General features: G+C 51.3%; 21 protein-coding genes and 1 other annotated feature. Of the genes, 7 read left to right on the top strand and 14 right to left on the bottom strand.

Features of this window, described 5'->3' with window-relative positions; genetic code table 11:
• Window positions 1-336 precede the first annotated feature (336 nt).
• Complete coding sequence (locus G340_RS0107730) at window positions 337-6,255, bottom strand: phosphodiester glycosidase family protein (RefSeq protein ID WP_154653136.1); 5,919 nt, start codon at window positions 6,253-6,255, stop codon at window positions 337-339.
• A gap of 35 nt (window positions 6,256-6,290) precedes the next feature.
• Here G340_RS0107730 and G340_RS17880 point away from each other — a divergent pair, with 35 nt between their 5' ends.
• Both G340_RS17880 and msrB read left to right on the top strand, forming a co-directional pair.
• Window positions 6,291-6,440, top strand: a complete 150-nt coding sequence (locus tag G340_RS17880) for a hypothetical protein (RefSeq protein ID WP_154653135.1) — start codon at window positions 6,291-6,293, stop codon at window positions 6,438-6,440.
• A gap of 519 nt (window positions 6,441-6,959) precedes the next feature.
• Window positions 6,960-7,910 carry a peptide-methionine (R)-S-oxide reductase MsrB gene (gene msrB / locus G340_RS0107725; protein WP_020073077.1) on the top strand — a complete coding sequence of 317 codons (951 nt, stop codon included), beginning with the start codon at window positions 6,960-6,962 and terminating at the stop codon, window positions 7,908-7,910.
• Between the two features lie 92 nt (window positions 7,911-8,002).
• Here the strand turns inward: msrB and G340_RS0107720 are convergent, their stop codons facing one another.
• The 3 genes from G340_RS0107720 to G340_RS0107710 form a co-directional block, all read right to left on the bottom strand.
• On the bottom strand, window positions 8,003-8,911 hold the full coding sequence (locus tag G340_RS0107720) for an SDR family oxidoreductase (RefSeq protein WP_020073076.1): 909 nt from the start codon (window positions 8,909-8,911) through the stop codon (window positions 8,003-8,005).
• 171 nt (window positions 8,912-9,082) lie between these two features.
• Entirely contained in the window at window positions 9,083-10,567 is a 1,485-nt protein-coding gene (locus G340_RS0107715) for a UxaA family hydrolase (protein ID WP_020073075.1), read from the bottom strand.
• 13 nt (window positions 10,568-10,580) lie between these two features.
• Window positions 10,581-12,056 (bottom strand): tagaturonate reductase, encoded by a 1,476-nt coding sequence (locus G340_RS0107710; protein ID WP_020073074.1) that lies wholly within the window; start codon window positions 12,054-12,056, stop codon window positions 10,581-10,583.
• A gap of 280 nt (window positions 12,057-12,336) precedes the next feature.
• Here G340_RS0107710 and G340_RS0107705 point away from each other — a divergent pair, with 280 nt between their 5' ends.
• Both G340_RS0107705 and uxaC read left to right on the top strand, forming a co-directional pair.
• Window positions 12,337-13,329, top strand: a complete 993-nt coding sequence (locus G340_RS0107705; protein ID WP_020073073.1) for a LacI family DNA-binding transcriptional regulator — start codon at window positions 12,337-12,339, stop codon at window positions 13,327-13,329.
• A 258-nt stretch (window positions 13,330-13,587) separates the two neighbouring features.
• On the top strand, window positions 13,588-14,997 hold the full coding sequence (gene uxaC, locus G340_RS0107700) for a glucuronate isomerase (protein WP_020073072.1): 1,410 nt from the start codon (window positions 13,588-13,590) through the stop codon (window positions 14,995-14,997).
• 505 nt (window positions 14,998-15,502) lie between these two features.
• Here the strand turns inward: uxaC and G340_RS17875 are convergent.
• The 7 genes from G340_RS17875 to G340_RS0107670 form a co-directional block, all read right to left on the bottom strand.
• Window positions 15,503-15,895: a hypothetical protein gene (locus tag G340_RS17875; RefSeq protein ID WP_154653134.1), complete on the bottom strand. Its 393-nt coding sequence runs from the start codon at window positions 15,893-15,895 to the stop codon at window positions 15,503-15,505.
• A gap of 452 nt (window positions 15,896-16,347) precedes the next feature.
• A complete protein-coding gene (locus G340_RS0107695; protein ID WP_020073071.1) occupies window positions 16,348-16,875 on the bottom strand; it encodes a CDP-alcohol phosphatidyltransferase family protein in 528 nt (175 codons plus the stop codon).
• Window positions 16,876-16,881: 6 nt separating this feature from the next.
• Complete coding sequence (locus G340_RS0107690) at window positions 16,882-17,370, bottom strand: YbaK/EbsC family protein (protein ID WP_020073070.1); 489 nt, start codon at window positions 17,368-17,370, stop codon at window positions 16,882-16,884.
• 29 nt (window positions 17,371-17,399) lie between these two features.
• Entirely contained in the window at window positions 17,400-18,998 is a 1,599-nt protein-coding gene (locus G340_RS0107685) for an ABC-F family ATP-binding cassette domain-containing protein (RefSeq protein WP_020073069.1), read from the bottom strand.
• Window positions 18,999-19,284: 286 nt separating this feature from the next.
• Window positions 19,285-19,695 carry a metal-dependent transcriptional regulator gene (locus tag G340_RS16585; RefSeq protein WP_020073068.1) on the bottom strand — a complete coding sequence of 137 codons (411 nt, stop codon included), beginning with the start codon at window positions 19,693-19,695 and terminating at the stop codon, window positions 19,285-19,287.
• A 63-nt stretch (window positions 19,696-19,758) separates the two neighbouring features.
• Window positions 19,759-20,007, bottom strand: coding sequence for a hypothetical protein (locus G340_RS0107675; protein ID WP_020073067.1), 249 nt, complete (start codon window positions 20,005-20,007; stop codon window positions 19,759-19,761).
• Window positions 20,008-20,073: 66 nt separating this feature from the next.
• Complete coding sequence (locus G340_RS0107670; protein ID WP_027103911.1) at window positions 20,074-20,547, bottom strand: MarR family winged helix-turn-helix transcriptional regulator; 474 nt, start codon at window positions 20,545-20,547, stop codon at window positions 20,074-20,076.
• Between the two features lie 300 nt (window positions 20,548-20,847).
• Window positions 20,848-21,076: a binding site (T-box leader), on the top strand.
• A gap of 169 nt (window positions 21,077-21,245) precedes the next feature.
• On the opposite strand from G340_RS0107670, the gene pheS reads away from it, so the two are divergent.
• The 3 genes from pheS to G340_RS0107650 all read left to right on the top strand — a co-directional run bounded on the left by pheS (window position 21,246) and on the right by G340_RS0107650 (window position 25,001).
• The gene (gene pheS, locus G340_RS0107660) at window positions 21,246-22,265 is read left to right on the top strand and encodes a phenylalanine--tRNA ligase subunit alpha (RefSeq protein ID WP_020073064.1); all 1,020 of its coding nucleotides are present in this window, start codon (window positions 21,246-21,248) and stop codon (window positions 22,263-22,265) included.
• A gap of 14 nt (window positions 22,266-22,279) precedes the next feature.
• The gene (gene pheT / locus G340_RS0107655) at window positions 22,280-24,658 is read left to right on the top strand and encodes a phenylalanine--tRNA ligase subunit beta (RefSeq protein WP_020073063.1); all 2,379 of its coding nucleotides are present in this window, start codon (window positions 22,280-22,282) and stop codon (window positions 24,656-24,658) included.
• Between the two features lie 97 nt (window positions 24,659-24,755).
• The gene (locus G340_RS0107650) at window positions 24,756-25,001 is read left to right on the top strand and encodes an IreB family regulatory phosphoprotein (protein ID WP_009066768.1); all 246 of its coding nucleotides are present in this window, start codon (window positions 24,756-24,758) and stop codon (window positions 24,999-25,001) included.
• A gap of 50 nt (window positions 25,002-25,051) precedes the next feature.
• Here G340_RS0107650 and G340_RS18215 read toward each other — a convergent pair whose 3' ends face one another.
• Genes G340_RS18215 through G340_RS17870 form a run of 3 tightly spaced genes read right to left on the bottom strand, consistent with a single transcriptional unit; the run spans window position 25,052 to window position 25,809 of the window.
• Window positions 25,052-25,210 carry a CPC_1213 family protein gene (locus G340_RS18215; RefSeq protein ID WP_020073062.1) on the bottom strand — a complete coding sequence of 53 codons (159 nt, stop codon included), beginning with the start codon at window positions 25,208-25,210 and terminating at the stop codon, window positions 25,052-25,054.
• Between the two features lie 9 nt (window positions 25,211-25,219).
• The gene (locus tag G340_RS0107640; protein WP_020073061.1) at window positions 25,220-25,429 is read right to left on the bottom strand and encodes a heavy-metal-associated domain-containing protein; all 210 of its coding nucleotides are present in this window, start codon (window positions 25,427-25,429) and stop codon (window positions 25,220-25,222) included.
• Window positions 25,426-25,809, bottom strand: a complete 384-nt coding sequence (locus G340_RS17870; RefSeq protein WP_154653132.1) for a hypothetical protein — start codon at window positions 25,807-25,809, stop codon at window positions 25,426-25,428. Before G340_RS17870 ends, G340_RS0107640 begins: the two co-directional genes overlap by 4 nt.
• Between the last annotated feature and the right edge of the window lie 176 nt (window positions 25,810-25,985).

Below are 25,985 nucleotides of genomic sequence, written 5' to 3'. Positions count from 1 at the left end.
ATCCTTGAAATAGAACTATTTTTTATCTCGTAGTGGATGTCCCTGTTTTCAGTTAGGTTCCCATAAAATTATGAAGCTAAACATAACTCATAGATTGCGGGAACGCTTTACCAGACCCATTGCCGCATCCTTTGTCATAACGTGCTTTCCGTCGGTCTGCTCACCGGCGCGGTCAGACAAACCACAAATCTTTAGATTGTTTGAGATTATCAAAACTGAATAAGCAGAACATAAGAAATCAGCAGTAGTACGGACATTTAAAAAATCATCCGTACTACTGCTTTGCTTTTTTATACTATTAAGAAGAATGAAAACCAAAAAAACTCATGGGGATTTTTACGCAATTGTAGCAGCCTTGTTTGGCAAAATAATCTTTTCTGCACCGGATGCAGCCGTCAGTCTCATGGAAGAATGACCCATCACATTGCCGTATGCGTCCAGAATCTCCACCAGTATGTAGAGATTCTCCACCTGCCTCAGTGCGGTGATGGTATACGTACCGTCCACGCCCGGCGTGATGCTTACAAAGCCCTCGCGTGATGCCCGCACACGCAACTTCTGACTTCCGTCTCCGACAAATGTGCTGATCTTAAGTTGATGAGAATTGCCGGGCTGCAGCTGCGCCGTACTGGTATCAATAACCAGCGCAACATTATTTTTGCCCGTTGTCCTGCCGTTCCATTCACCGCCCGGATTCACCGTCTGATTCAGCACGCCGGCCGACGCTAAGGCGTCCGCCTGCTCCGCGGTCAGCGGCGAGATACCGGACTTGGGGGTCGAGATCACCACCGGCCTGCCGTCCTCCATTTTGACAGAAACAGGAGCCTTAGGTGTGGAAGTTATCGTGGTGGTCCTTCTACTGGAAGAATTCCCCGACGAACTCGAACTGCCGCCGCCGGAAGATCTTGTGGTCACGGTTATGCTGCAGGCTAGCGTTACACCGTCTATCTCCGCTATTATCGTTGTTTTTCCAACTCCGACGGCCCTGACAAGTCCGTTATCGCTAACCGTGGCGACCTTCTCGTTTTCAGATATCCAGACAATATCCTTCTCCTCCACACCATCGGGCAGATTCTGAACTTTTAGTTTCTCAGACGTTCCGCTCTTCAGGGAAAGTGAGGTTTTATTGAGAGAGGGTTTCTTTTCTTCGCCCGCTTCCTCGACCGTCACATCGCAGTCCAGCTCCGTACCGTCTACATTCGCAGTAACAGCAGCACTTCCAGCCGCCAAAGCAGTGACCTTACCGTCGTCGTCAACAGCAGCTACGCTTTCATCGCTGCTGCTCCAGGAGATTATTGCTCCCGGAGTCGTGTTCTGCACTCTGATTGTCGCGGTGTCACCAATTTCCAGCGTCAGACTGGTTTTATCAAGTCTCGGCGCTCCGGGGTCTGAAATCGACTCAAACTCCGCCGTCAAAGAAACATCATTCTTTGGCATGTTGAACACTGCGGGATTTTTCGTTGTACTGTTTAATGTCGTACCGTCTACAGTCCAGCCTGCAAACCGATACTCACTGTCGGGTGTCGCAGTAACGCTGATTTTGGTTCCCGGTGCATAGTTTCCGCTGATGGTGCCGGAAACGCTGCCGCCAGTTGTTGTATTTACACTCAAGAAAGGTAAAGACGCGTCGCCCTTATAGGTCACATCAATCACGATGTCTTGCTGAACATTACTGATCGTAAACTTGTCCCCGGAAAGTTCTATTGCCTCCCCGTTCACCGTTACCTGATCCAAGGTCTGACCTTCCGGAACACGTACTGTATACTCAGCGCTGTCTCCATCTTCAATAAAACCAGGCCCGCTGATTTCAGACGAATCAAAGCTAACCTTTCTTCTGTTCATTTCAAAAGAGTCGATTAACTTGGGTGATCCACCTTCTACTGCATAGGTTTCAAATTTCAGTATGCCGTTTTCAAGTTTAAGAACAGAGAAAACGGGATTCTGCTTCGGATAATAATAGTTCAGCCACGATCTGCTGGTATCCGGAGTATAATACTTTGAGCCCGTTGAGGTTCCGCCAATTACATATTGTGTTCCAAGCGGATAGGAAACCTTATCCCCGCCCTGCATGACTGTGCGGCTGGGAATATGATCATGGCCCGAAAGCACCAAATCAACTTTTAATTCATCAAATACAGTATGAAGTTCTCTCACGTCCGCCTCATTGTAGTTGAGAGGGTACGCGGAACGGTGCATCAAAACAATTTTATATTTCTTTTTGCTGTTGCCGAATACTTCTCTCATTTTGGAAATCTGCTCTGTGAAATCGGGATCATAATCGAATGATTCCGTATCAAAATTGAATACGGCGATATCCCCTATTTCAAAAAAGTAGTTTCTTGCCGTTTCATATGTTCCATTATCCGGTCCATAGAAATAAGAAGTAAAGGTTTGGGCATCGAAATACGAATCATGGTTGCCGATTGTTGCCGCCCAGATGCCTGAGGAGAGCAGGCCGCCCATGTTGGCATCTATAGCCTGCCAGTCACTGTAAATATGCCCATTGTCGGCAACATCTCCCGCAAGAAGGCTTAAATCCACATTCGGATAGAGTGATTTTAAGGCATTGGCTGTATCAGGAAATTTGTTGAAGGAACCCTGCACATCCCCGTAAAAAGCAATGGTCAGATCCCCTGAAAGCGGAGCGGTTTTAAAGGATTTTATCTCACTGTACGAGCTGCCCTGACCGACCTTATAGTAATAAGTGGTGTCAGGCTCCAAATCCGTTATATGGGCCCCCCAAGCCTTATATAATCTCTCATAGGTATTGAGCGTCGTAACGATTTCTTTCTCAGATGCTTCAAAACGCGTTCCGTCGGAAAGGTCATCTTTCTTGCCGATGATAACCTCGCCGCTGTTGACTGCCAGACTCGTCTGCCAGCTGATTCCTACCTCATGGGCCGGGTTCTCCCCCGTCGTAACGCTGAGCATGGCGGGCTGTTCAGCGCCCAAACTCTCGAACACCGTGATGGTTGCAATATTGCTCAGAGCGTTCGAGTCGTCCTTTGCCCAAACTTTGAAGCGTGTATCCGGAGGATACGCTCCGAAAATACCTGTTGTCACCTTTCCATCCGCTCCGGTTTTTTCAGTAAATTCCACCGGCTGATTGTCGCTATCGGTCACGATTAACGCAACATTTTCAGCCGGGTTTCCGTCGCTGTCAGTTAAAGTAAAAACAGTGTTCTTGCCTACAGTTGAACCCATCCAGGACAGCGTATATTTAAACCTGATTTCCTGATCATATCCTTCCAGGAAAATGTCGGTTCCGGTAATTTCGCCGACCTCTTTAACGATCGCCTTGTTAACCTTAATACCTGTTTGCCCACCGGATTCCTGGGATACCTTAAAGGTAAGCTTGACTAAGGGCTTCGAGTCGTCCTTTTTCAGCTTGTCCATTCCTTTCAGCGTATACCGAACCGTGCCTGCTTCTTTGTCGATTTCTTGTTGAACAATCGTCAAACGGTCATCGGTAGAGGAAGCCTCTAGGGATACAAAGCGAGGGTTATAGTTTAAATCAAACTTAAACTCCTGAAACTTATCGTAGTCTATGGCATTGACAATATAGTCAAACGTGCTGCCTGCCGCAGCCTTTTCCTCCAAAGGCTTGGTTTCAACGAGATTAACATTATACCCTTCAACAATAAAGGACCATTCCTTGAAGAATTTGTTTCCCGCATTGTCTTCAACACGATATTTGATGCGGTTGACACCCGAACGCAGCCTCGTAAGCGCAGAAGGCACATAGCTTATCCGCACGGAACCGTCTTGCATGAATTCATGCTGTACATTGTCCATTACTCTGCCGTTTATCCACAGCTTAGTTCTCTCGGAATTAATGCCGGTATAAGCCTCTCCTCCACGGACAGGGTCCTGTACAGTGATGCTTATTTCGGGCTGATGGCCGACATCTATCGCGTCCTGTTCAGGCAGCACATCAGTGCCCTCCACCAGCTCAGGCGCTACCGTGTCGTCGTTTTTGAAGTCATAGACCGCCCGAAGTCCGTCGACATAGATGGTTCCTTTTTTATAATTGTTCGGTGTGTTTTTGGTGCAAAGTAAACGCACTCCCCATTTCAGCACATAAGGGAATTGTGCAGCTGAGGGAATATCCGTCTCAATGTATTTCCAGCCTACCCAGTCGACATATGTGTCCCCTACATAACTTGAGGGGGCAAGCTGAATGCGAAACCACGATCCGTTGCCATCCCCGTACACCCAGCAGCCGATTGCCTTGGGCTGACCCTCAAGCTGCAGTTTTCCTGATGGGCCAACTTCAATTGCGACTGTTCCGGTAGCGGGCTTCGTTGCAAAATCGTAGTCAATACGAAGGGAACCGTCTCCCGTTTTCACAAAACGCTCATCATAGTTGACGGATACGTTGCCACTACCACCGTTTCCCGGGTTTGTATATTGCCATTTCCAGCCCGCATCCTCCAGGGGAACCTCAAAGTCATTAAGCGGTACCGGCAGCTTCCCAATTTCCACAGGCAAGGCAACCTCATAATCCTTATAGGATATTTTCAGAGAGCCCGTCCCCTGTGCCTGCGCGGCGGTAAAGGTTCCATCTTTAGAAATAGAACCAAGAGCGTCATCAGACAGCTGAAATGTTAACGCCTCGCTCGTTAAGACAACCGGAATTCCATTGTATTCCGCAGAAAATGACATCTGCGTCGTCGCACCCGGCGCAACAGACAAGATCGAGCGATCCGTATTCAGTTTTGTTATTTGATCCACTGTATCCACAGTGATTTCACCGGAGGATCCGTTTGGGCCTTGCACAATCACCTTGCCGCTGTGTGCTCCCTCAGCGGCCGAAAGAACGCCATCCTCGCTAATCTCACCGATGCCTCCCTGAGTGCTGTAGACCGGCTTTGAGCCGGATAAATCAGAGTAGTGATAATTATTATCTGTAGCACCGATGGTGAATTTCATCTTTCCGTTTTCAAGGAGCAAGACCTTATTGCTGTAGCCCTCCGCAATATCCGGATACACGTGCAGCTTTTGTACCGGATTTCCCTCTACGGGGGAGTTGTCCGCAACAAAAAGCAATGCGTTGCTGTTTGCTCTTTCGTGGCCGTCGGACGGGCGGTTGAGAATTTGGGAATTTTTCTTGCCCGGCAGGGTTGCGGTTATTGTTGAACTTCCACCGCCATCAAAGTTAAACACATTAACACAGCCAAGGCCTGTCATATAATCGACGATTTCCCTAAAAGTCAGACCAGCGGCAAAACCTGCCTGCCGGCCGTCACATTGAAACAAAACCACCGTGCCGTCCGCCTTGGTTCCGAAAACTGTACGAGGGTGTATGGCGGGATCGCCCATTAGGCCTTCGTTTATCGTTCCGTTTTTGACAAGAACGTGGAAGATGCCGAGCGCCTGCACCGCCTTACTCCAGTCAACGTCATCGTTGGCGTTCTGGGTGTTAATCGTGATTTGCTCGTCTTTTTGAAGCGCGCTGAGAGCGGCATATTGGCTGCTCTCCGAATGGCTGGACAATACGATTTGCCCGGGAAGAATACTGGTGGAATTTTCGTTTGGATTTTCATCCACCTGATTCACGCTAACCACGGTTGCAGTAATTTCCTGACCAATTCTAATTCCGCTGTAACCGGGAGTTGTCACTTTCAATACAACTTCCACACCCGGCTGCGTTGAGCGCGTTGTTTTATCAAATTGCTCGGTCAACAAATAGACGTTTTGAGTATTCAGCTTGCGCTCTTTGTTTACATGATCAATCTTGATGGATGCAGACGGACTGTTGGCAATGATATTGAAATCTGTTTTGCCGAAAAGAACGGTTCCGTCTGATTTAAATCCTACGCCTTCACTTCCGTTGGACGTGGAAATCAGAATGCCATCTTTTATCATCAGGCCGTTGGAAACACCGTTAGAAGTGTCGTAGGCGTCTCCGTTGATAGCAAAGATAACTTTTTTCCCCTCTTGCTCTGTCTGAGACACCATCTCAGACATGATATCGCCGCCCATTACATAGTCGCCATAGTTTAAAATCGGCTTCACCGGGCTGGTTTGGGGATTGAACTCAGTTGTATAGATTTTTTGTCTGCCAGTGGCATTATCGCTTAAAATGTGGTTCAGTGTTACACCTTCAAATATATCCCGGCTCCACTTGAACTTTACATCTCCAACACCGGGATTAACAGCGGCACTTACAGGACTGGCAGTAATAACAGATGATGTCGTTATTGCTAATACTAATAAAAAGGCAAGAAAATTCCGCAGGTGCTTTTTTATCATTTTTTACCTCCAGTTTCTTTAAAGATGAAAATACCATGGTAACTTTTGCTTGGCTCGGCGGCAAATCCGCCAGAAATAAGAATGATCGCATTGCTGTCGCTTATTTCATCACACCGTTTCTCCCTGACATGGCTCGCCAATGTGGCAGTGACGATGATTTTTCTTGTCTGAATATGTTTATCTGATAGGCCTTAACACTCCTGTACAAGTGAGCATAGGTGATCGATCTCTGTACACTCCGCCTCATATTTTGGGGGTAAGCCCACTGACGATTCGTTCTTTTGCATTTTCTACTCCTTCCTCCATATAGTAATGAAATAGTATTGCGATAGAAGCCAAACATTACCAAATATAACGCATCAGAGTTAATTGGTGATTTGGTTATAATTATTTATTGATAAAATTTAAGTTAAAAATGCATTTTCAACCGTCTTGCAGCCTAATTTTCTATGGATGTATAATGATAACCTCACGCCGCAAGCCAAGGCAGAGCTTTGGGCGGCTGAGAGAACATTGAAACAGGATCATATGACTGAGGAAACGATTTTTTCCGGCTGCGTGTGCTTTGTACTTGCTATCATGTTATAATAAGCTCATAAAGCCGCTGTTCAGAACAAAATGCGGTTTTGTGGTTGCCGCCATCAGCATCCATTGATTTTCAGGAAAGTTCTATTCTCAATAAAAATCAGAACGGAGGCAGCGATATGTCAGAAATCTATTTAGCGGGCGGTTGTTTTTGGGGCACGGAAAAGTACCTCTCGTCTATTCCCGGAGTCTTATCCACACAGGCCGGTTATGCAAACGGAACAACGGACAGCCCAACCTATGAAGAGGTTTGCAGTCAAAGCACCGGGCACGCCGAAACGGTGCGCGTTGTTTATGACCCGCAAAAGCTGTCTCTGGAATTTTTGCTGGAGCTGTACTACGGCTCGATCAATCCGCTGTCGCTCAACCGGCAGGGCGGCGACGTCGGCCGTCAGTACCGCACGGGAATCTATTACACCGACGCGAACGATCTGCCGGTGATCGAACAGTCTTTGGCCCGCCTGCAGATGCGATACGACCGCCGCATCGCGATTGAGGTAAAGCCGCTTTCCAATTACTTCCCCGCGGAGGAATACCACCAGAAATATTTAGACAAGAACCCAGGCGGCTATTGTCACATTGCTCCGGCACAGTTTGAAAAGGTTAAACAGGCGGTCGTGAACCCCGCGGACTATTCCTTGCCCGACGACGAAGCCCTGCGCGGCCGCTTAACACCGCTGCAATACCAGGTGACGCAGCAGCAGACGACGGAGCCGCCGTTCCAGAATGAATTCGACCACCAATTCCGCCCCGGCATCTATGTGGATATCACGACCGGTGAGCCGCTTTTTTCTTCCAGCGATAAATTTGATTCCGGCTGCGGGTGGCCCAGTTTTGCAAAGCCGATCGACCCCAATGTGGTGCGGGAACAAACCGATTCCTCTCATGGGATGCTGCGCACAGAGGTCAAAAGCCGCGTGGGTGACGCCCATCTGGGTCACGTATTCCCGGATGGCCCGAAAGAACTGGGCGGCCAGCGGTACTGCATCAACAGCGCCGCACTAAGGTTTATCCCGAAAGAAGAAATGGAGCGCGAGGGTTATGGGTATCTTCTGCCGCTCGTCCGATAAAATGGTGTTTCCTTCCTATGTGTCCGCTTCACTGCGCACGAAAAAGCGCCTTCGATTTTTACCAATCGAAGGCGCTTTTTCGTGAAGGCGGCTCATCCCCCGATCCATTCCCCGCCGTTGACGTGCAGCGTCTGGCCGGTCATATAGCGGGAGTCATCGCAGGCGAGATAAACATAGGCAGGGGCGATTTCAAAGGGCTGCCCGGCCCGTTTCATGGGGGTGTTGACCCCGAAGGACTGGATTGCTTCCGGCGGCTGAGAACCGGCGGCCGGCTGAAGCGGAGTCCAGAAGGGGCCGGGAGCGACCGCGTTGACCCGAATGCCTTTTGGCGCCAGGTTGAGCGCCAGAGAACGGGAAAAGGATACGATCGCCCCCTTGGTGGCGGAATAATCGATCATATTTTCCGCACCGCGGTAAGCGACAACGGACGCGGTATTGATGATGCTGTCCCCCTCGTGCAAATGCGGGAGGGCAAATTTTGTGAGATAAAAGAAGGAAAAGATATTTGTGGAAAAAGTGTCGTGCAGCTGCTCGGCGGTAATGTCTTCAAGGCTTTGCTGAACATACTGAACACCACAGTTATTGACCACTACCTGCAGGCTGCCGAATTGCCGTATCGTATATTCCACCACCTGGCGGCAGGCCTCTTCACTGCGAAGATCCGCCTCCAACAGCAGGCAATGGCCCCCATACTGCTGTTCGATCACCTGTTTTGTCTCCTGGGCATCCCTTCGCTCGTTCAGATAGGCAATGACCGTATTGGCCCCTTCTTTGGCAAAAGCCACCGCCACCGCCCGGCCGATTCCGCTGTCTCCTCCGGTGATGAGCGCGGTCTTTCCCTGGAGCTTTCCCGCGGCCTTGTAACCGGGATTGTCAAAGATCGGCGGCGGCTTCATCAAATATTCCATACCGGGCTGCACATTCTGCTGCTGTGACGGAAACGCGATCGGCTCTTCTCTGCATACCTCTTTGCTTCCATAGTATGGATAGATTGGATACATAACGCAATCACTCCCCTTCCCCATTGATCTGTCATCTGTTCAAATATATTCCCGAAAAGAGAAAAAAGTGATTCTGCCCTAAAAAATTTTGAAGGGAAAGATCGGCGGCAGAAGAAACGGCGCCCCCGCAAAAGCAGGGACGCCGCATAAAAGGGAATCGATATAAGCAATTTAAAGCGTTACGCCGTCTTTAAAGATCGGCAGGTCGCGCTTGTCCAGGCTTTCGGATTTTGCGCGCTTGCTGCCGGAAGCAACCTCCACGACAAAATTGAAAAATTCCTCGGCGACATCACGCATGGAACGCCCCTCCAGCAGCTGACCGGCGTTAAAGTCGATCCACCCGGATTTTTTCTGGCTGAGCGCCGTGTTGCTGGAAATCTTGACGGTAGGAACCGGGCAGGCAAACGGGGTGCCGCGGCCCGTGGTAAACAGGACGATATGCGCCCCGGAGATCGCCAGCGCCGTGGAAGCCACCAGATCGTTGCCCGGCGCCTGCAGAAGGTTGAGTCCCTTCTGGCTCACCGGCTGCCCATAGCTCAGAACATCCACCACCTTGGCGGTGCCGCCCTTCTGGATGCACCCGAGGGATTTATCCTCCAGTGTGGTGATTCCGCCGGCCTTGTTGCCGGGGGACGGGTTGGAGTCGATCTCCTCCCCATAGCGCATAAAGTATTTTTTAAAGTTGTTGATCAGGTCGACCGTCTTTTCAAAGGTCTGGCGGTCTTTCCCGCGGTTCATCAGGATAGTTTCGGCGCCGAACATCTCCGGCACCTCGGTTAAAATGCTCGTGCCGCCCTGCGCGACCAGCAGATCGGAAAACGCGCCGACCAGCGGGTTCGCGGTGATGCCGGAGAAGCCGTCGGAGCCGCCGCATTTCAGGCCGATCACGAGATTGGAAACGCTGCACTCCTCCCGACGGAACTGCGACGCGTACCGGCACAGCTCTTCCATCAGGCGGACGCCCTCCTCCACCTCGTCTTCCGATTCCTGACAGATCATGAATTTGATGCGCTCGGGGTCATACTCCCCCAGCACCTTCTTCATCTGCTCCATCGTGTTGTTTTCACAGCCGAGGCCAACAATCAAAACCGCTCCGGCGTTCGGGTGATGCGCCATCCCCGCCAGGGCCAGCTGGGTATTCACATGGTCGCCGGAAAGCTGTGAGCAGCCGTAGGGATGGGTATAGCAGAAGATGCCGTCCAGCTCGGGGGTCAAAAACTGCTGGGACTGCAGCTCGATCTGCTTGACGATGGAGTTGACGCACCCCACTGTCGGGATGATCCAGACCTCGTTGCGCACGCCCACCTTACCGTCTTTTCTGCGGTAGCCCTGAAAGCTTCTGGGCGCGATGGCCTCGAGCTCGTGAAAATCGGGCGTGTAGGTGTAATCCAGCAGCTCGCCGAGCGTCGTTTTGACATTGTGGGTATGCACCCATTCCCCGCGCTGAATCGGGCGTGCCGCGGTGCCGATGGGGAAGCCGTATTTGATGATCGGCTCCCCCTGCTTCATCTCTTTCAGCGCAATCTTATGGCCCGGCGGCACATCGTTTACCGCCGTCAGCTCTTTTCCGTCCACGTCGAGCACCGTTCCCGCGGGAATCGGCTGCAGCGCGACGACGACCGTATCTTTCGGGTGAATCTGATAAAACTGCTTCATAGAAGCCCTCCGTTTATTTTCCCAGCAGCTTCTTTACTGCGGCTGTCATTCCGTTTGCACGGATGTCCTCAAGATTGGCGGTTACCACTTCCGCAAAATCGCCGTACTTTGTCAGGTCCTCGCCCCAGAATTCCTCATGCGACGCGGCCGCGCGCACATATTCCGCCACGGGCAGCCCGCAGTGCTTGAGGAAGAATTCCATCACCGGCTCATCATCCTTAAAGCGATACGGCTCGCCGCCGCGCAGGCAGACCATCACGCCGTCCTCCAGCTTTTCAATGGTATAGAACGCGAGCAGAGCCGCGAAGGAAAAGGTTAGGAATTTGGGCGCTTTGCCGCTGGCCGCATACTGATCCCTGAAGGTGGGCAGAATGCGGGATTTCCATTTGGAAACCGAGTTCAGCGCGATGGAGAGAATCTCGTGGTCGACAAACGGATTGTCGAAGCGCTCCAGCACCGAGTTGGCGAAGGCCTCCGCCTGCTCGCGGGGCAGCTTGACGGTGGGGACGATCTCGTCGAACACGGTGCGCTCCATCAGCTCGCGGCACAGGGGATCCTGCATGGCGTCGCGCACAATGTTTTTGCCGGTCAGGTACGCCGCCAGAACGCAGGAGGTATGCGCGCCATTGAGGATACGCACCTTTCTCTCGCGGTACGGCTTCTGGTTATCGGTAAAAATCACATCCATTCCGGCTTTGCCGAGATGATCGATCGGCAGCTCGCCGGAAATATCTCTGTCGCTTTCAATCACCCACAGCGCGAAGGGCTCGCCGGCATCCAGCAGCTCATCCTGATAGCCGAGCTCTTTTTCGCAGATCGCCTCGGCTTCCCCTCTGGGGTAACCGCTGACGATGCGGTCTACCAGCGTACTGCAGAACACGCAGCTTTCGGCCACCCAGCTTTTGAATGCGTCGCCGAGCTTCCACAGCTCGATCAGGCGGTTCACGCAGTCGCGCAGCTTGCCGCCGTTGTTTTCGATCAGCTCCACCGGCAGGATGATCAGTCCCTTATCCTTTGCGCCGGCAAACGCCTCATAGCGCTCATATAGGAACTTTGTCAGCTTGCCGGGGTAGGTATTGGGGGGAGTCAGCTCAAAGCGGTCGGTTTCATCATATACAATGCCCGCTTCCGTCGTGTTTGATACCACAAAGCGCAGGCTCGGGAGCTTGGCCAGAGCGGCGTATTCCCCGTACTCGCCGTAGGCGTCCACCACCCGGTTGATGCAGGTGATCACGCGGTTTTCCACATAGGGCTCACCGTTCCTGCGGCCGCGCAGAGAAACCGTATACAGATTGTTCTGCTTGTGGAACCGCTCCAGCGTTCCGAACGAGATCGGCTTTACCACGGCCACGTCGCCGTTGAACGCGCCCTTCTCGTTGGCAACGTCAATAAAATAGTCCACAAAGGCTCTCAAAAAATTCCCTTCGCCGAATTGTACGACCTTTATCTCGCGGGGGGTGCGCGAATGAAGCTCCTGAATCTGTTTCATAACAACGATAACTCCTTTTCATACTGTCCTTCCAAGAAAGCGCCAAACGGCCCTTTCTTGTCGGCTTTTCTATTGAAGATTTCGGTTCCTGCTAATGTAAGTGCTTACATTTTTCATTTTAGCATTTCAGGAACAAATGTCAATAGATTTTTCAAAAGCTTTTATATTATTCTTCTCGCATTCATAAAAACTAAATTTTCCGGAAAATATCCTTGATTTTTTAGATAGAAAAGGATATACTCAGTTGTAAGCTCTTACAAAAGAGGTGGTGCTTCGTTTTATGAACATCTATGATATAGCGCAGCGCAGCGGCGTTTCGATTGCGACAGTTTCGCGCGTGATGAACGGCAGCCCCAACGTGAGTGCCGCCACGCGGGAAAAGGTGATGGCCGTGATCGAAGCGGAGGATTATATTCCGAACGCGTTCGCGCGGGGCCTGAACCTGAACTCCATGAAAATCATCGGAATTTTGTGCACCGATATTGCCGATACCTTTTACGCGAAGGCGGTTTCTCTGGTGGAGGGGCTGCTGCGCCGGTACGGATTTGACGCGCTTTTGTGCTGCACCGGGAACGACCTGGAGGACAAGAAAAAATACCTGGAGCTGCTTTTGGCCAAACGGGTGGACGCGGTGATTCTGATCGGCTCCGCCTTTAAGGAGGATGTGGACAACAGCCACATTGAAAGCGCGGCAAAGCAGGTTCCCGTCATCATCATCAACGGGCTGGTAGAGCTGCCCGGCACCTACTGCGTCACCTGCGACGAGCAGTCTGCCGTGGCGCAGAACGTGGCTCTGCTGAGCCGCCAGAAGCACCGCGAGATTCTCTACCTTTACGATATTCTGACCTACAGCGGCAGCTCCAAGCTCAGCGGCTACCGCGCCGGAATGAAGCAGTGCGGACTGCCGGTCGACGAAAGCCTGATCGTGCAGGTGCCCAAATCGGTGGACGAAGTCAAACGCCGCGTGATTTCGCTTCTGGAATCCGGCGTGTCCTTCAGCGCCGTGATGGCGTCGGAAGACCTGCTGGCGATCGGAGCGATGAAGGCGCTGCAGGAATGCGGCCTCAGCATGCCGGTGATCGGTTTCAACAATTCGATTTTATCCGAGTGCTGCTCCCCCTCCCTCACGAGCGTAGACAATATGCTCGACACGCTCTGCCCCGCGGCGATCTCGATGCTGACGGGGATTCTGGAGGGAAAAAGCGTACCGCAGAAAATGGTGATCTCCGCCACGCTGGTGCAGCGGGACACCTTTCGCGCCGACCGGCAGTAAACCAGCGCAAAGCGGATTCTTTTCCTCCCGCTTTTCGCAGAGAAAAACGGCGGCTGCAATCCGCATTTTACAAAAGATCGGGCTTTGCCCGCCAATAAAGAGCGACGGATGTTCGGGAGAAATTGCCGCCCGGCGGGGAAAAATACAGGAACGCCCGCCGTATGCCGGGCAGTTTGAACGCGAACGGACGGGGCTTTTGACGCTGCGGGCAAGGCTTAGTATTCCATGTAATGAAACAAAAAATTGGAGGATCAAAGCATGAAAAAGTTTTTGGACGACGATTTCCTGTTGACCAACGAAACGGCGAGAACGCTGTTTCATGACTACGCGAGCAAAATGCCGATCATCGACTATCACTGCCACATTATCCCGCAGGAGATTGCCGAGGACCGCAAGTTCGACAACATCACACAGGTATGGCTGGGCGGCGACCACTACAAATGGCGTCTTATCCGCTCCTGCGGCGTGGACGAGGATTTGATTACCGGCAACAAGAGCAGCGACCGCGAAAAATTCCAGAAATTTGCCGAGTGCCTGCCGAAAGCAATTGGCAACCCGCTCTACCACTGGACGCACCTGGAGCTGCGCCGCTACTTTGGCTACGACGGCGTTCTCAACGCGGACACCGCCGAGGAAGTGTGGAACCTGTGCAACAAAAAGCTGCAGGAAGACAGCATGAGCGTTCGCGGGCTGATCAAGCAGTCCAACGTGAGGGCAATCGCCACCACCGACGACCCGATCGATTCTTTGGAATGGCACCGGAAGCTGAAAGATGACCCCACCTTCGACGTAAAGGTGGTACCGGCCTGGCGCCCGGACAAGGCGATGAATATCAATAAGCCCGACTTTGCGGAGTACACGCAGAAGCTCGCAAAGGTCAGCGGGGTTTCCATTGAGACCATCGACGACGTGCGCGCCGCGCTGGCCAAACGGATGGAATTCTTCGACAGCATGGGCTGCCGCGCCTCCGACCACGGCGTGGACTATTTAATGTACAACCCCGCTACGGAGGAGGAGCTCAACGCCATCCTGAAAAAGGGCCTGAACGGTCAGGCTCTGACGCAGGACGAGGTCGAAAAATACAAATATGCCATTCTTCTGTTCATCGGCCGCAAATACGCAAAGCTCGGCTGGGTGATGGAGCTGCACTACGGTGCGCTGCGCAGCGTGAACGACCGCATGTTTGAGCGCATTGGCCCCGACAGCGGCTTTGACTGCATCGCCACCTACTGCTGCGCGGACGGCGCGGCGAAATTCCTGAACGAGCTGAACAACACCGGCGAACTGCCCAAAACCATCATCTACCCCCTGAACCCCACAGACAATGCGGTGGTCGGCGCCCTGATCGGGTGCTTTCAGGGAACCGAAGCCGAGGGCAAGCTGCAGCAGGGCTCCGCTTGGTGGTTCAACGACACCAAAACGGGCATGATTGAGCAGATGACAAGCCTTGCGAACCTTGGGGTGCTCGGCACCTTTGCCGGCATGCTGACCGACTCCAGAAGCTTTTTGTCCTACACCCGCCATGAGTATTTCCGCCGCATCCTGTGCAACCTGATCGGCACATGGGTAGAGAACGGCGAATACCCGGACGATATCGAATACCTCGGCAAAATGGTGCAGGATATTTCTTTCAACAATACCAACCGTTATTTCGGGTTTAATGTATAATCCTTTTTCATCTTCCCCCTATTTTTAGAAAGGGCCGCCACAGTTCACAGACTGCGGCGGCCTTTCCATAAGTTTCGCTTTTCGAGAGAGGAAACCATACTACGCCCTGAAAATCCGGATGGAAATTCCGACGTTTAACATCTGAAGCGCAAATTCACTTGTTCCCGAAAGGATTTCGGGAACAGACCACGGTAATCCCAGGCAAGTACCTGTCCTTACCGAAAAAGGCCCATGGATCGTGGAACACACAATCCATGGGCCTTTCAACCTGTTTCAGCAGGCACTTAAATGTTGGTAATACTTCTTACTGAATAATTTATTCAAAAAACGAACCTTTACCGTTAGTTTGAAACTCTATATATACAGTCTGAGGATAGTATGCAAATGTTTCAGCGTAAGTTTTAACGCCGACTAAAAAAGTAGCGCTTACAGCCAGTGTTCTGCCTGTATCAATTTTTCTATAATCATAATCCAAATCATCTACTGTAGTCCCGTCATCTGTTCCTTAAACATTAATTGAATATATTTCACCAAACGTATTATAACCTAACGGGGAAGTTTGCTTACGATAAGAAACATATGCACCTAAATTAGCTCTAACGCCATTTGGCTGACGTATACTTGTACTTGCTTCACTGAAATCAGGAGCAGCATCCGATAAAATAATTGATGTATTGTCATAATTAGATTCGATTTTTTCTAAAGCCCATTTTTCCGATTCTGCTTGTTTAACAGCCTTTTCCCAAAGTTCTTTGCTCCTCTTATTGCTAGCTTCAAGTTGTTCTAAAAATTCTTTTAACTCTTTTTCTGATTTTGGTTCAAAAGTGTAGAGAACATTTTTAGAGGGTGACTCAGTAAAAACATCAGCATAAGCAGGTACTGAGAAACCCAAACACATGATACTAGCTAACAGGACAGTAAACCCTCTGAATACTTTCTTTTCATACTTTTTACCTCCAAAATTATTTTTTCATAATCATTGTATTAATTACAATAATTAATGAAATCGTATTTAAAGAGATCACGCATGACAAAATGACTAAACTACCTTCAATAGGAATATTCAAAATATAAATCACATAATTGACAAAAACAGCTATAGGGAGAGAAAAAATACTCAGCAATATGCTAGGCCATACTTTCTTCATAATCACCACCTCTATTGCGTTATTTTTCCACCATTGGTATTTTTTACATTTTAAAATAACATATTTTACATAATAAGTCAACAGAATATTTTCATTTCTCTAAAAGTAAAAGATTGTAAAAATAATTTTAAATGATGATTTACAAAAGTAAAGTCGGACAAAATGTCCGACTTTACTTTTCGACGATATCGCCTCAGATGATTCACCGAAAAAAAATTCCTTTCACGTCCTGATTCAGCTCCGAAGAGGTCAGGCAGAGAAACAATTCCTCTAAGGCGGCAAGAGTGGCAAACAGGCAAAGCACTGAAGCCGCCGGAATTCGCCAAACAGGAAATCCGTAGGGCAGGCAGAACAGCAGCAGCCCCGCCGCCTTATTGGCATAGGTGTGCAGAAAAGCGGCCTGCTTGCGTCGGATATACCCGGCCGCGAGGGAAGATAACTTGATGAGCGCAATGCCGGCAATCCACCAAAAGAGCCAGGCCGGCAGGTTCATGGCAGGGAGCAGCCGGAACAGCAGCACCACGGCAAAAATAAAATCCGCCGCACTGTCGAGCCGGGCACCCGCCGGGCCGGCACAGCCAAGCCTTCTGGCAAGGTACCCGTCGAGCATATCGCTGACTCCGCAAATGGTGTACAGCACAAAGAACCATACGGAAAAGGGCCGCAGAAACAGCATCGGCACACACAATACAATCCGCAGCAGAGTCAGCTCATTCGGCAGATACTTCATATGGAATTACCCCTCGGCAGTCTGTTCCCTCCAGCCCTTGCAGACATCGACCCAGCCCTGAGCGCGGGAGCACTCCAGCAGCTCGTCGCACGTGAGCTCAATGGCGGAATTCGAGGTTCCGCAGGCCGGGAACACCGTTTGAAAGCGGCGCAGGGATTCATCCAGATACACCTTCGCCCCGTCGGGATTGTCAAACGGGCAAATGCCCCCTACACGGTAGCCGGTCAGTTCTTCCGTCTCCTCCGGAACAAGCATTCTGGCTTTCATGCCAAAGTGACGCTTGAATGCGGAATTGTCGATCTTCCCGTCGCCCGCGGCAACAATTAAAATGCAGCCGCTTTCATCCTTTAAAGAGATTGTCTTGGCGATTCTGGCGGGCTCCACTCCCAGCGCCTCGGCGGCAAGCTCCACCGTCGCGCTGGATACCTCGAACTCCTGTACCCGGCCATCTTTACCGAACTGCTTTAAATATTCCCGAACCCTTGCCGTACTCATGTTGGTAACACCTCCGTTTCAGCGCTGCTTTATGCGCGCTGTGCTTTCATTTCCAGATAGTCCTCATACGTCGTCATGCGGTCAAGAACACCGCCCTCGGGCAGAATCTCGATGATGCGGTTCGCGACCGTCTGCACGAACTGGTGGTCGTGAGAAGCAAACAGGATCACGCCCTTGAACTCGATCATGCCGTTATTCACCGCCGTGATGGACTCCAGGTCAAGGTGGTTGGTGGGCTGGTCGAGCAGGAGGACGTTCGAGCCGAACATCATCATGCGCGAAAGCATACAGCGCACCTTCTCGCCGCCGGAGAGCACGTTGACCGGCTTTAGCACATCCTCGCCGGAGAAGAGCATCTTGCCCAAGAAGCCGCGCAGGTAAGTTTCGGTGGTATCCTTGGAATACTGCTCGAGCCATTTGAGTATGCTCAAATCGCAGTCATTGAAATATTCCGAGTTGTCCTGAGGGAAATACGACTGTGTGGTGCTCACGCCCCATTTGAACGTTCCCTCGTCCGGCGTAAGCTCTTCCGTCAGGATTTTGAACAGAGTGGTGACAGCCAGCTGATTTTCCGCAAGGAACGCGATCTTGTCGCCCTTGTTCACGCGGAACGAAACATTGTCGAGCACCTTGACGCCGTCCACCGTTTTGCTCAGGTTCTCCACCGTCAGGATTTCCTTGCCGGGCTCGCGGTCCATCGTAAAGCCCACATAGGGGTACCGGCGGGACGAAGCGGGCATTTCCTCCACGGTGATTTTATCCAGCAGCTTCTTGCGCGAGGTAGCCTGCTTGGATTTCGATTTATTCGCGGAAAAGCGCTGAATAAACGCCTGCAGCTCTTTGATCTTGTCCTCGTTCTTGCGGTTCTGGTCGCGCATCATGCGCTGAATCAGCTGGCTCGATTCATACCAGAAATCGTAGTTGCCCACATACATGCGGATTTTGGTGTAGTCGATGTCTACGATATGGGTGCAGATATCGTTCAGAAAGTGGCGGTCATGCGACACCACGATCACGGTGCCGATGTAGTCCATCAAAAAATCCTCGAGCCAGTGGATGGAGTCAACGTCCAAGCCGTTGGTCGGCTCGTCCAGCAGAATAATGTCGGGCTGGCCGAACAGCGCCTGCGCCAGCAGAATCTTCACCTTTTCCGTTTCGGAAAGCGCACCCATCTGCGAATACAGCAGGTCGACCGAAAGGCCAAGGCCCTGCAGAAGCTTGCCCGCCTCGGTTTCAGCGTCCCATCCGTTCATTTCGGCAAACTCGGCTTCCAGCTCCGCCGCCAGATTGCCGTCCTCCTCCGAAAAATCCTCTTTTGCGTACAGGGCGTCCTTCTGCTTGGAAACCTCGTACAGGCGCGGATTGCCCTGTAAAATCGTATCAAACACCGTAAAGGCGTCAAAGGCGTAGTGATCCTGCTTGAGCACCGACATGCGCAGCTTCTTGTCTATAACGACCTCGCCCTTGGTCGGTTCCAGCTCGCCGGACAGGATTTTCAAAAAGGTCGATTTTCCCGCGCCGTTCGCGCCGATCACGCCGTAGCAGTTGCCCGGGGTGAAGAGCAGGTTAACGCCTGAAAATAAATTCTGCCCGTTAAAGCCCAATCCCAATTCGGATACTGTTATCATGTGCTGTTTCCTCCGTTACTTCCAAAGGGGCGGAATCCCCCGCCCGTTCTATACAAATACCGTTTTATTCTACCACAAACGGACATAAATTCAAAATTATATTTCGATCTTCGTTACAGCCGCCGAAGCGGTATCGTTTTTCCGCTTCGGGCTTGTGCAAAACGGCGGACTTTTGCATTGCTTTGTCAAGGACAGACAGCACTACTTTATTGATTCATGAATCAGTTTTTACTGAAAACGCCTGTACTTTGTTCCGTACCAACCCCGGGCAATTTGAAACAAAAGATCATTTTTTCAATTCTTGATTGTGCAAGGAGGATATCTCACGCCTGTTTAACATATTCTTTAAAGCAAAAGCGGTTTCATCACTGATGAGATGCTCCATTTTACACGCATCTTCACTTGCTGTTTGCTCATTCACATCACAAAATTGAATCAACAGCTGTTTGATCAGCTGAAACTTTGCCGTAATGAATTGTCCTTGCTTTTGCCCTTTCTCCGTGAGGCAGATTTCACCGCGCAAGGGCTTTACAACGAATCCCTCTTCCTGTAATACCGTCACAGCACTATTTACGCTGGGCTTTGAAACGCCCAGAGAAACAGCAAGATCTATGGAACGGACCAACCGCGTCTTTTCCGACAATTGATAGATCGCTTTTAAATATTCCTCCTTGGAAGGGCTTATTTTTTTTCCCATCACGGATCCTCCTTGTGTGAATCGAAGCTAAAATGCGTATAGGTGCTATACGCCAGAATCGAGTCATTCGTTTTTCTTTTGAGAGAGTTTGTCAGCTTCCTCCTTTTTCTGTTTGTGATCAAAAGAACAAGCCTGCGGAAGCATTGGGCAGCCATACAAATAAAGTGGAAAAGAAATGCAGGAAAGAAAAGAATTGTAAATGGCGCAAAAATTCTTCTCCTCCGCTTCAATCCCTTTCTCCCTGTGCTCCTGCTCACTCATTTTACCAGAACCAAAAGTCTGCAATGACTTTGATGATTTTTGCTTTTTCATGTTAGTTCTCCCTAACATAATGAGAATAAAAAATGTGTATAGCAGCTATACACTTTCGCAAATTTTTTATTCCTCAAAATTCTCATTAAAAAATTTCACCCTGTTTATCAGGGACGATAAAAAGTTTAGTAAAAATGCCAATTCATCTTCGGAAGCATTTTTCAGCTCGTCTTCTACCATACTATTTAAAACAGCATGGTAATGCATATGGTTGTTATTCGCCTTTTTCCCTTTTTCGGTCAGGTTCAATGAATACCTGGATAAATTAAGATCATCAATTTCTTTGATTACCAGAGCCTTTCTCTCCAGTTTTTTAAGGATTTCAGAAACAGCGCCTTTTGTTACTCCCAGTAGGTCGGCCAACCCGCCCACATGAATACCGGGATGCTCGGCGATGGCCATGATGACATGTATTTCAGAGTGAAAAATCGGCACATCCGTCCCGTAATAACGGGTCTTTTTATCCAGATCAACCAGGGCAAGCGCTAAATACAGAGATTTGTACGCAATTTCTTGTTTGTCATGTATCATTTTATCCATATCCATAGTATATGGTTGCCATACGCTTTTGTCAAGCTCCGCAATAACATCTGTGAGAAAACGAAATTGCAGAGTTGTCACAGGAGCCGGACAGTAAAATAACAAAGAAATTTATGGGGTGTAAGGCAATGAATCGGTGTCCCGAAAAATCGTTGAAATCATTCTGGCTCACAACTAGTAAAGCGCCAATTCTGACTCTTTTCTTAATCGTCCAATCACGTTCAATATTTTGCGGTCTTGTACAAAACAGCGGACTTTTACCCCTTGAAAAAATATTACTGGCGTGATATATTGAATAATGATAACGCGAGGAAAAAGGAAAGTACCCGGCTTTTCCCCGAACAGAGAGAGCGTGCCATGGGCTGGAAGCATGCTTGCGGGCGGATTTCGGAGAAGTTCCCTTTGGAGCGGCGCTGCTGAACCCAATGAAAGTAGGCGGCGACGGGTGGCACCGTTACGGGCCGCAAAAGTGTTTGAGGATTCAAAAATCAGGGTGGTACCGCGGAGGAGTTTTGCCTTCGTCCCTTATTCATGAGGGATGAAGGCTTTTTTTATTTCCGCGCACGGATTCTCAGGAGAAACGCCAACGGCAAGGTACTAAAACCCGTCGATTTCTTTCCCCTTTTACACAAGAGAAACCGAAACGCTCATTTTCGCAGCACGGCATTTCATAAAACACACCGAAAGGAAGAATATTCATGAAGCAGCAGCTGGAAGCCATCCGCGACAATGCGGTAAAAGAGCTGGCCCAGGCAAAGGGGCAGCAGGTTCTGGAAACGCTTCGGGTCAAATACCTGGGCAAAAAGGGCGAGCTGACCTCTATTTTAAAGCAAATGGGCGGCCTTTCCGCCGAAGAGCGCCCGGTGATTGGCCAGCTGGCCAATCAGGTTCGCTCCCTGATTGAGGAGGAGCTGACGAAGCGCGCCGCCGAGCTGAAGGAGCAGGCGCAGCAGGCCCGATTGGAGCAGGAGCGCCTGGACGTGACCCTGCCCGGCAAGCGCCGCGAGCTGGGCGCGAAGCACCCGCTTTCAATCGTACTGGATGAAATCAAGGAAATTTTCGTCGGCATGGGCTTTGAAATTGTGGACGGCCCCGAGGTGGAGTACGACTACTACAACTTTGAGGCGCTGAACATCCCCAAAAATCACCCCGCGCGCGACACGCAGGATACCTTCTATATCAACGACAATATCGTTCTGCGCACACAGACCTCGCCTGTACAGGTGCGTGTGATGGAGAAAACACAGCCGCCTATCCGCATCATCTCGCCCGGCCGCGTGTACCGCTCCGACGCGGTGGACGCCACCCACTCCCCGCTGTTTCACCAGATTGAGGGCCTTGTGGTGGATCGGGGCATCACCTTCGCACACCTGAAGGATACGCTCGAAACCTTTGTCAAGCGCCTGTACGGCGAGGATTCCGTCGTGCGCTTCCGCCCGCACCACTTCCCGTTTACAGAGCCGTCCGCCGAGGTGGACGTGCAGTGCTTTAACTGCCACGGTGAGGGCTGCCGCCTGTGCAAGGGCGAGGGCTGGATCGAAATTCTGGGCTGCGGCATGGTGCACCCGAAGGTGCTCTCAAACTGCGGCATCGACCCCGAGGTGTACAGCGGCTTTGCGCTCGGCATGGGTCTGGAGCGCGTCGTGATGCGCCGCTACAACATTGACGATCTGCGTCTGTTCTATGAGAACGACATCCGATTCTTAAAGCAGTTTTAGGAGGTGAGCCCAGAATGAATCTTTCAATGAAATGGTTAAAGGAATTTGTTGCGCTGGACCCGATGCCGATGCGTGATTTCACAGAGGCAGTTACGATTTCCGGCTCTAAAGTTGAGGAATACCACACAGAGGGAAGCGACATTGACAAGGTCGTCGTCGGCCGCGTGCTCTCGATTACGCCGCACCCCGATTCGGATCACCTGCTGATCTGCTCGGTGGACATTGGCGAACCCGAGCCGATTCAGATTGTGACCGGCGCGCAGAACCTGAAGGAAAACGACCTGGTTCCCACGGCACTGCACGGCTCCACCCTGCCGAACGGCGTGAAAATCAAAAAAGGCAAGCTGCGCGGTGTGGAGAGCTTCGGCATGATGTGCTCTTTGAGCGAGCTGGGCCTGACGGTCAACGACTTCCCCTACGCGATTGAAAACGGGATTTTCGTATTGCAGGAAAACTGCAGGCCCGGCGACCCGATTCAGCAGGCGATCGGCCTTGACGACACGCAGGTGGAATTCGAGATCACCTCGAACCGCCCCGACTGCTTTTCTGTGATCGGTCTGGCGCGTGAGGTGGCCGCCACCTTCCAGAAGCCGCTGACCCTGCACACCCCGGTTGTAAAGGGCGGCCACGGCAGCGGCAAGGAGCTGTTGAACGTCGCGATCGAAGCGCCCGACCTTTGCTCCGCCTACTGTGCGCGCATTGTGAAAAACGTGCGGGTGAAGCCCTCTCCCCGCTGGATGCGCGAGCGCCTGCGCGTGATGGGTGTGCGCCCCATCAACAACATTGTAGACATCACCAACTATGTCATGCTCGAATACGGCCAGCCCATGCACGCATTTGACCTGCGCTTTGTGGAGCAGGGAAGCATCCGCGTGCGCCGCGCAAGGGCCGGGGAAAGCATCACGACACTGGACGGCGTGGAGCGCAAGCTGAACGAAAGCAATCTGGTAATTGCCGACGCGGCAAAGCCGGTCGCCGTAGCGGGCGTGATGGGCGGCGAATACAGCGGCATCATGAACGACACCACGACGATCGTGTTTGAATCCGCGTGCTTCGATGCCGTTTCCGTCCGCCTGACCGCAAAGGCGCTTGGTATGCGCACCGACGCTTCCTCCCGCTTTGAAAAGGGACTTGACCCCAACAACTGCCTGCCCGCGCTGGAGCGCGCCTGCGAGCTCGTTGAGCTGCTCGACGCCGGCGATGTGCTGGACGACGTGATGATGGACGGCACCATTGGGATTCAGCCGCGCCGTATTCCGCTTGAGGCAGACTGGATCAACCGCTTCCTCGGGTGCGAGCTTTCCGCCGCGCAGATGGAGAAAATCCTCGTCCGCATCGGCTGCCGTCTGGACGGCGACACCGTTGTTGTGCCGACGTTCCGCCCCGACCTGCAGCACAAAGCGGATATCGCCGAGGAGATCGCCCGTTTTTATGGGTATAATAACATTCCGAGCCAGAGCCTGCCCGGCGGATCGCAGGGCAAATTCAGCGCCCGCCAGCGGTTTGATTCCGCAGTGAGCGACGCCATGCTGGCGCTGGGACTGAGCGAGATCACCACGTATTCCTTCATCAGCCCCAAGTATTACGATAAAATCCGTATGCCCGCGGATTCCCCCCTGCGCCGCTCCGTCGTCATCTCGAATCCGCTGGGCGAGGACACGAGCATAATGCGCACGGTGGCGCTGCCCTCCATGATGGAGATTCTCGCCAAAAACTACAACAACCGCAACGCGGCCGCCGCTTTGTTTGAGCCCGCCAGAGAATACCTGCCCACCGAGCCCGACAAGCTGCCCGTGGAGCGCAAGGTGCTCGTTGCCGGCCTGTACGGAAACGACGCGGATTTCTTCACCCTGAAGGGCATCGCCGAGGATTTGCTGGAGCGCGTCGGCGTGACCGGGTGGGATATTGCCGCCGCCGCGGATGAATTCAGCTATCATCCCGGCCGCTGCGCGGTGCTCACGATCGAAGGGGAACGCCTGGGCGTTCTGGGCGAGATTCATCCCCAGGTGCAGGAGAACTACGGCATCGGCGAGCGCGTTTACAGCTTTACGCTCGATCTTGACCTGATGTTCCGCCACGCGCAGACCGAAAAGCACTATACGCCCCTGCCGAAGTTCCCGGCGGTCACCCGTGATTTGGCGCTGATCTGCAGCGACGAGATTCCGGTGCGCGACCTGCAGAAGGCCATTGTGCGCGGCGCGGGCAAGCTGCTGGAGAGCGTTCGCCTGTTCGACGTTTACAAGGGCGAGCAGATCGAGGCCGGCAAAAAGAGCGTGGCGTTCAGCCTGGTTCTTCGTTCCGGCGAGGGCACGCTCAACGAGGAGGCCACCGGCTCCGTGATGAAAAAGGTATTTCAGGAGCTGGAGAAAATCGGCGCCCTGCTGCGCTCCTGAACTTTCGGAGAAATCGCATTTGTTTTGATTTTTGTCACGAAATCCCCTTGTTTTCCACTGTGAAATATTGTATGATTACCATACTGGAGGTGTATCCATGTTCGATAAAACGATGACTTTTTCCTTTCCCGGCGACCGTGAGGAGGATATTAAAAACATTCTGACCACTGTCTACGACGCTTTGAAAGAAAAAGGGTATAACCCGATCAATCAGATTGTAGGGTACATCCTCTCCGAGGATCCTACGTATATCACGGCGCACAACAATGCCCGTAGCCTGATTCGCCGCATTGACCGCGACGAACTGTTGCAGGTGCTGCTGAAATCCTATTTAGGAGAATAAATATCGATATGTAAAAAACCGGTGAACCAAAGTATGGTTCACCGGTTTTTTCAGATCGACAAATGCCTGTTGTCCGTTTGCTCCGGCTCCCTCAGGCCGAACACCGCTCTTGCGCTTTCTGCAGCGGGATCATGCTTTACATTTTTAGAACGGAATTTTTCATCCTCTTTTTTTCCGTTCTTCGTACTTTTCTTTTTATTATCAGCCATACTAATCTCCTATTCGTATTCAATCTGAAAGCCTGTGTTTTCAATGCAGTTTTTCAGTTCCATCTCTGTTGCGGGCTCATTGTATTTGACTTGTATGCTGCCTGTGACGAGGTTGACCCCAACCTGATGAACCCCTTTGATCTTGTTCAGCGCGTTTTTGATCTGCGTTTTGCCCTCTTTATTCTGAAGGCCTGACACACTGCAAAGCATGGTGTTCATCTCATGCCCTCCTTTGTTTTTTCAAATTCGGCGTCATGCTGCCCTGTTTTTTTGCCGTTGATCATCCCAACGTCCGCATTTTCCCGCGGCTTCATTTTTCTGAGCTCCGGATTGCTTTTCGGTCTGTCCTTCATTCTGTTCTTATTATTATCCATAATTTGCCTTTCCCTTTTCATTTTCAACCCGCCGATTGGCCCAATTCTATTATTTCCTGCCGCATGGTCTGAAACACAGCGTTTTTCGAGCCAATTATTTGCAGGACAGCCGCACTGTAAAATCTTAGTTTGAAGTGGCCGAACGATTTTTTCAAAAGATTTCAACGGATGATTCCATGAGCCGCGCAGAAAAAAGCAGACTGGGATTTTGTTCCAAACTATCAAAATTTTAAATAAATCAAAGCATATCTGATTTATTTGTACCGGCACACAGAAAAAGCCCGCGGCTTTGGGGAGGCCGCGGGCTTTTCCCCGCCTTTCGGCGGTAGAGGAGTAGTTTCTATCAAAAGGTCTTATAAGCAATTGTCAAATCGGTCTGTGCAGACGGTGTGAGTGCGCAA

Origin of the sequence: Faecalispora sporosphaeroides DSM 1294 (genome assembly GCA_000383295.1) — a bacterium.
Taxonomy (GTDB): Bacteria; Bacillota; Clostridia; order Oscillospirales; family Acutalibacteraceae; genus Faecalispora; species Faecalispora sporosphaeroides.
Note: the sequence above shows the minus strand (reverse complement) of the source record. Positions and strands in the feature narration are given on the sequence as shown.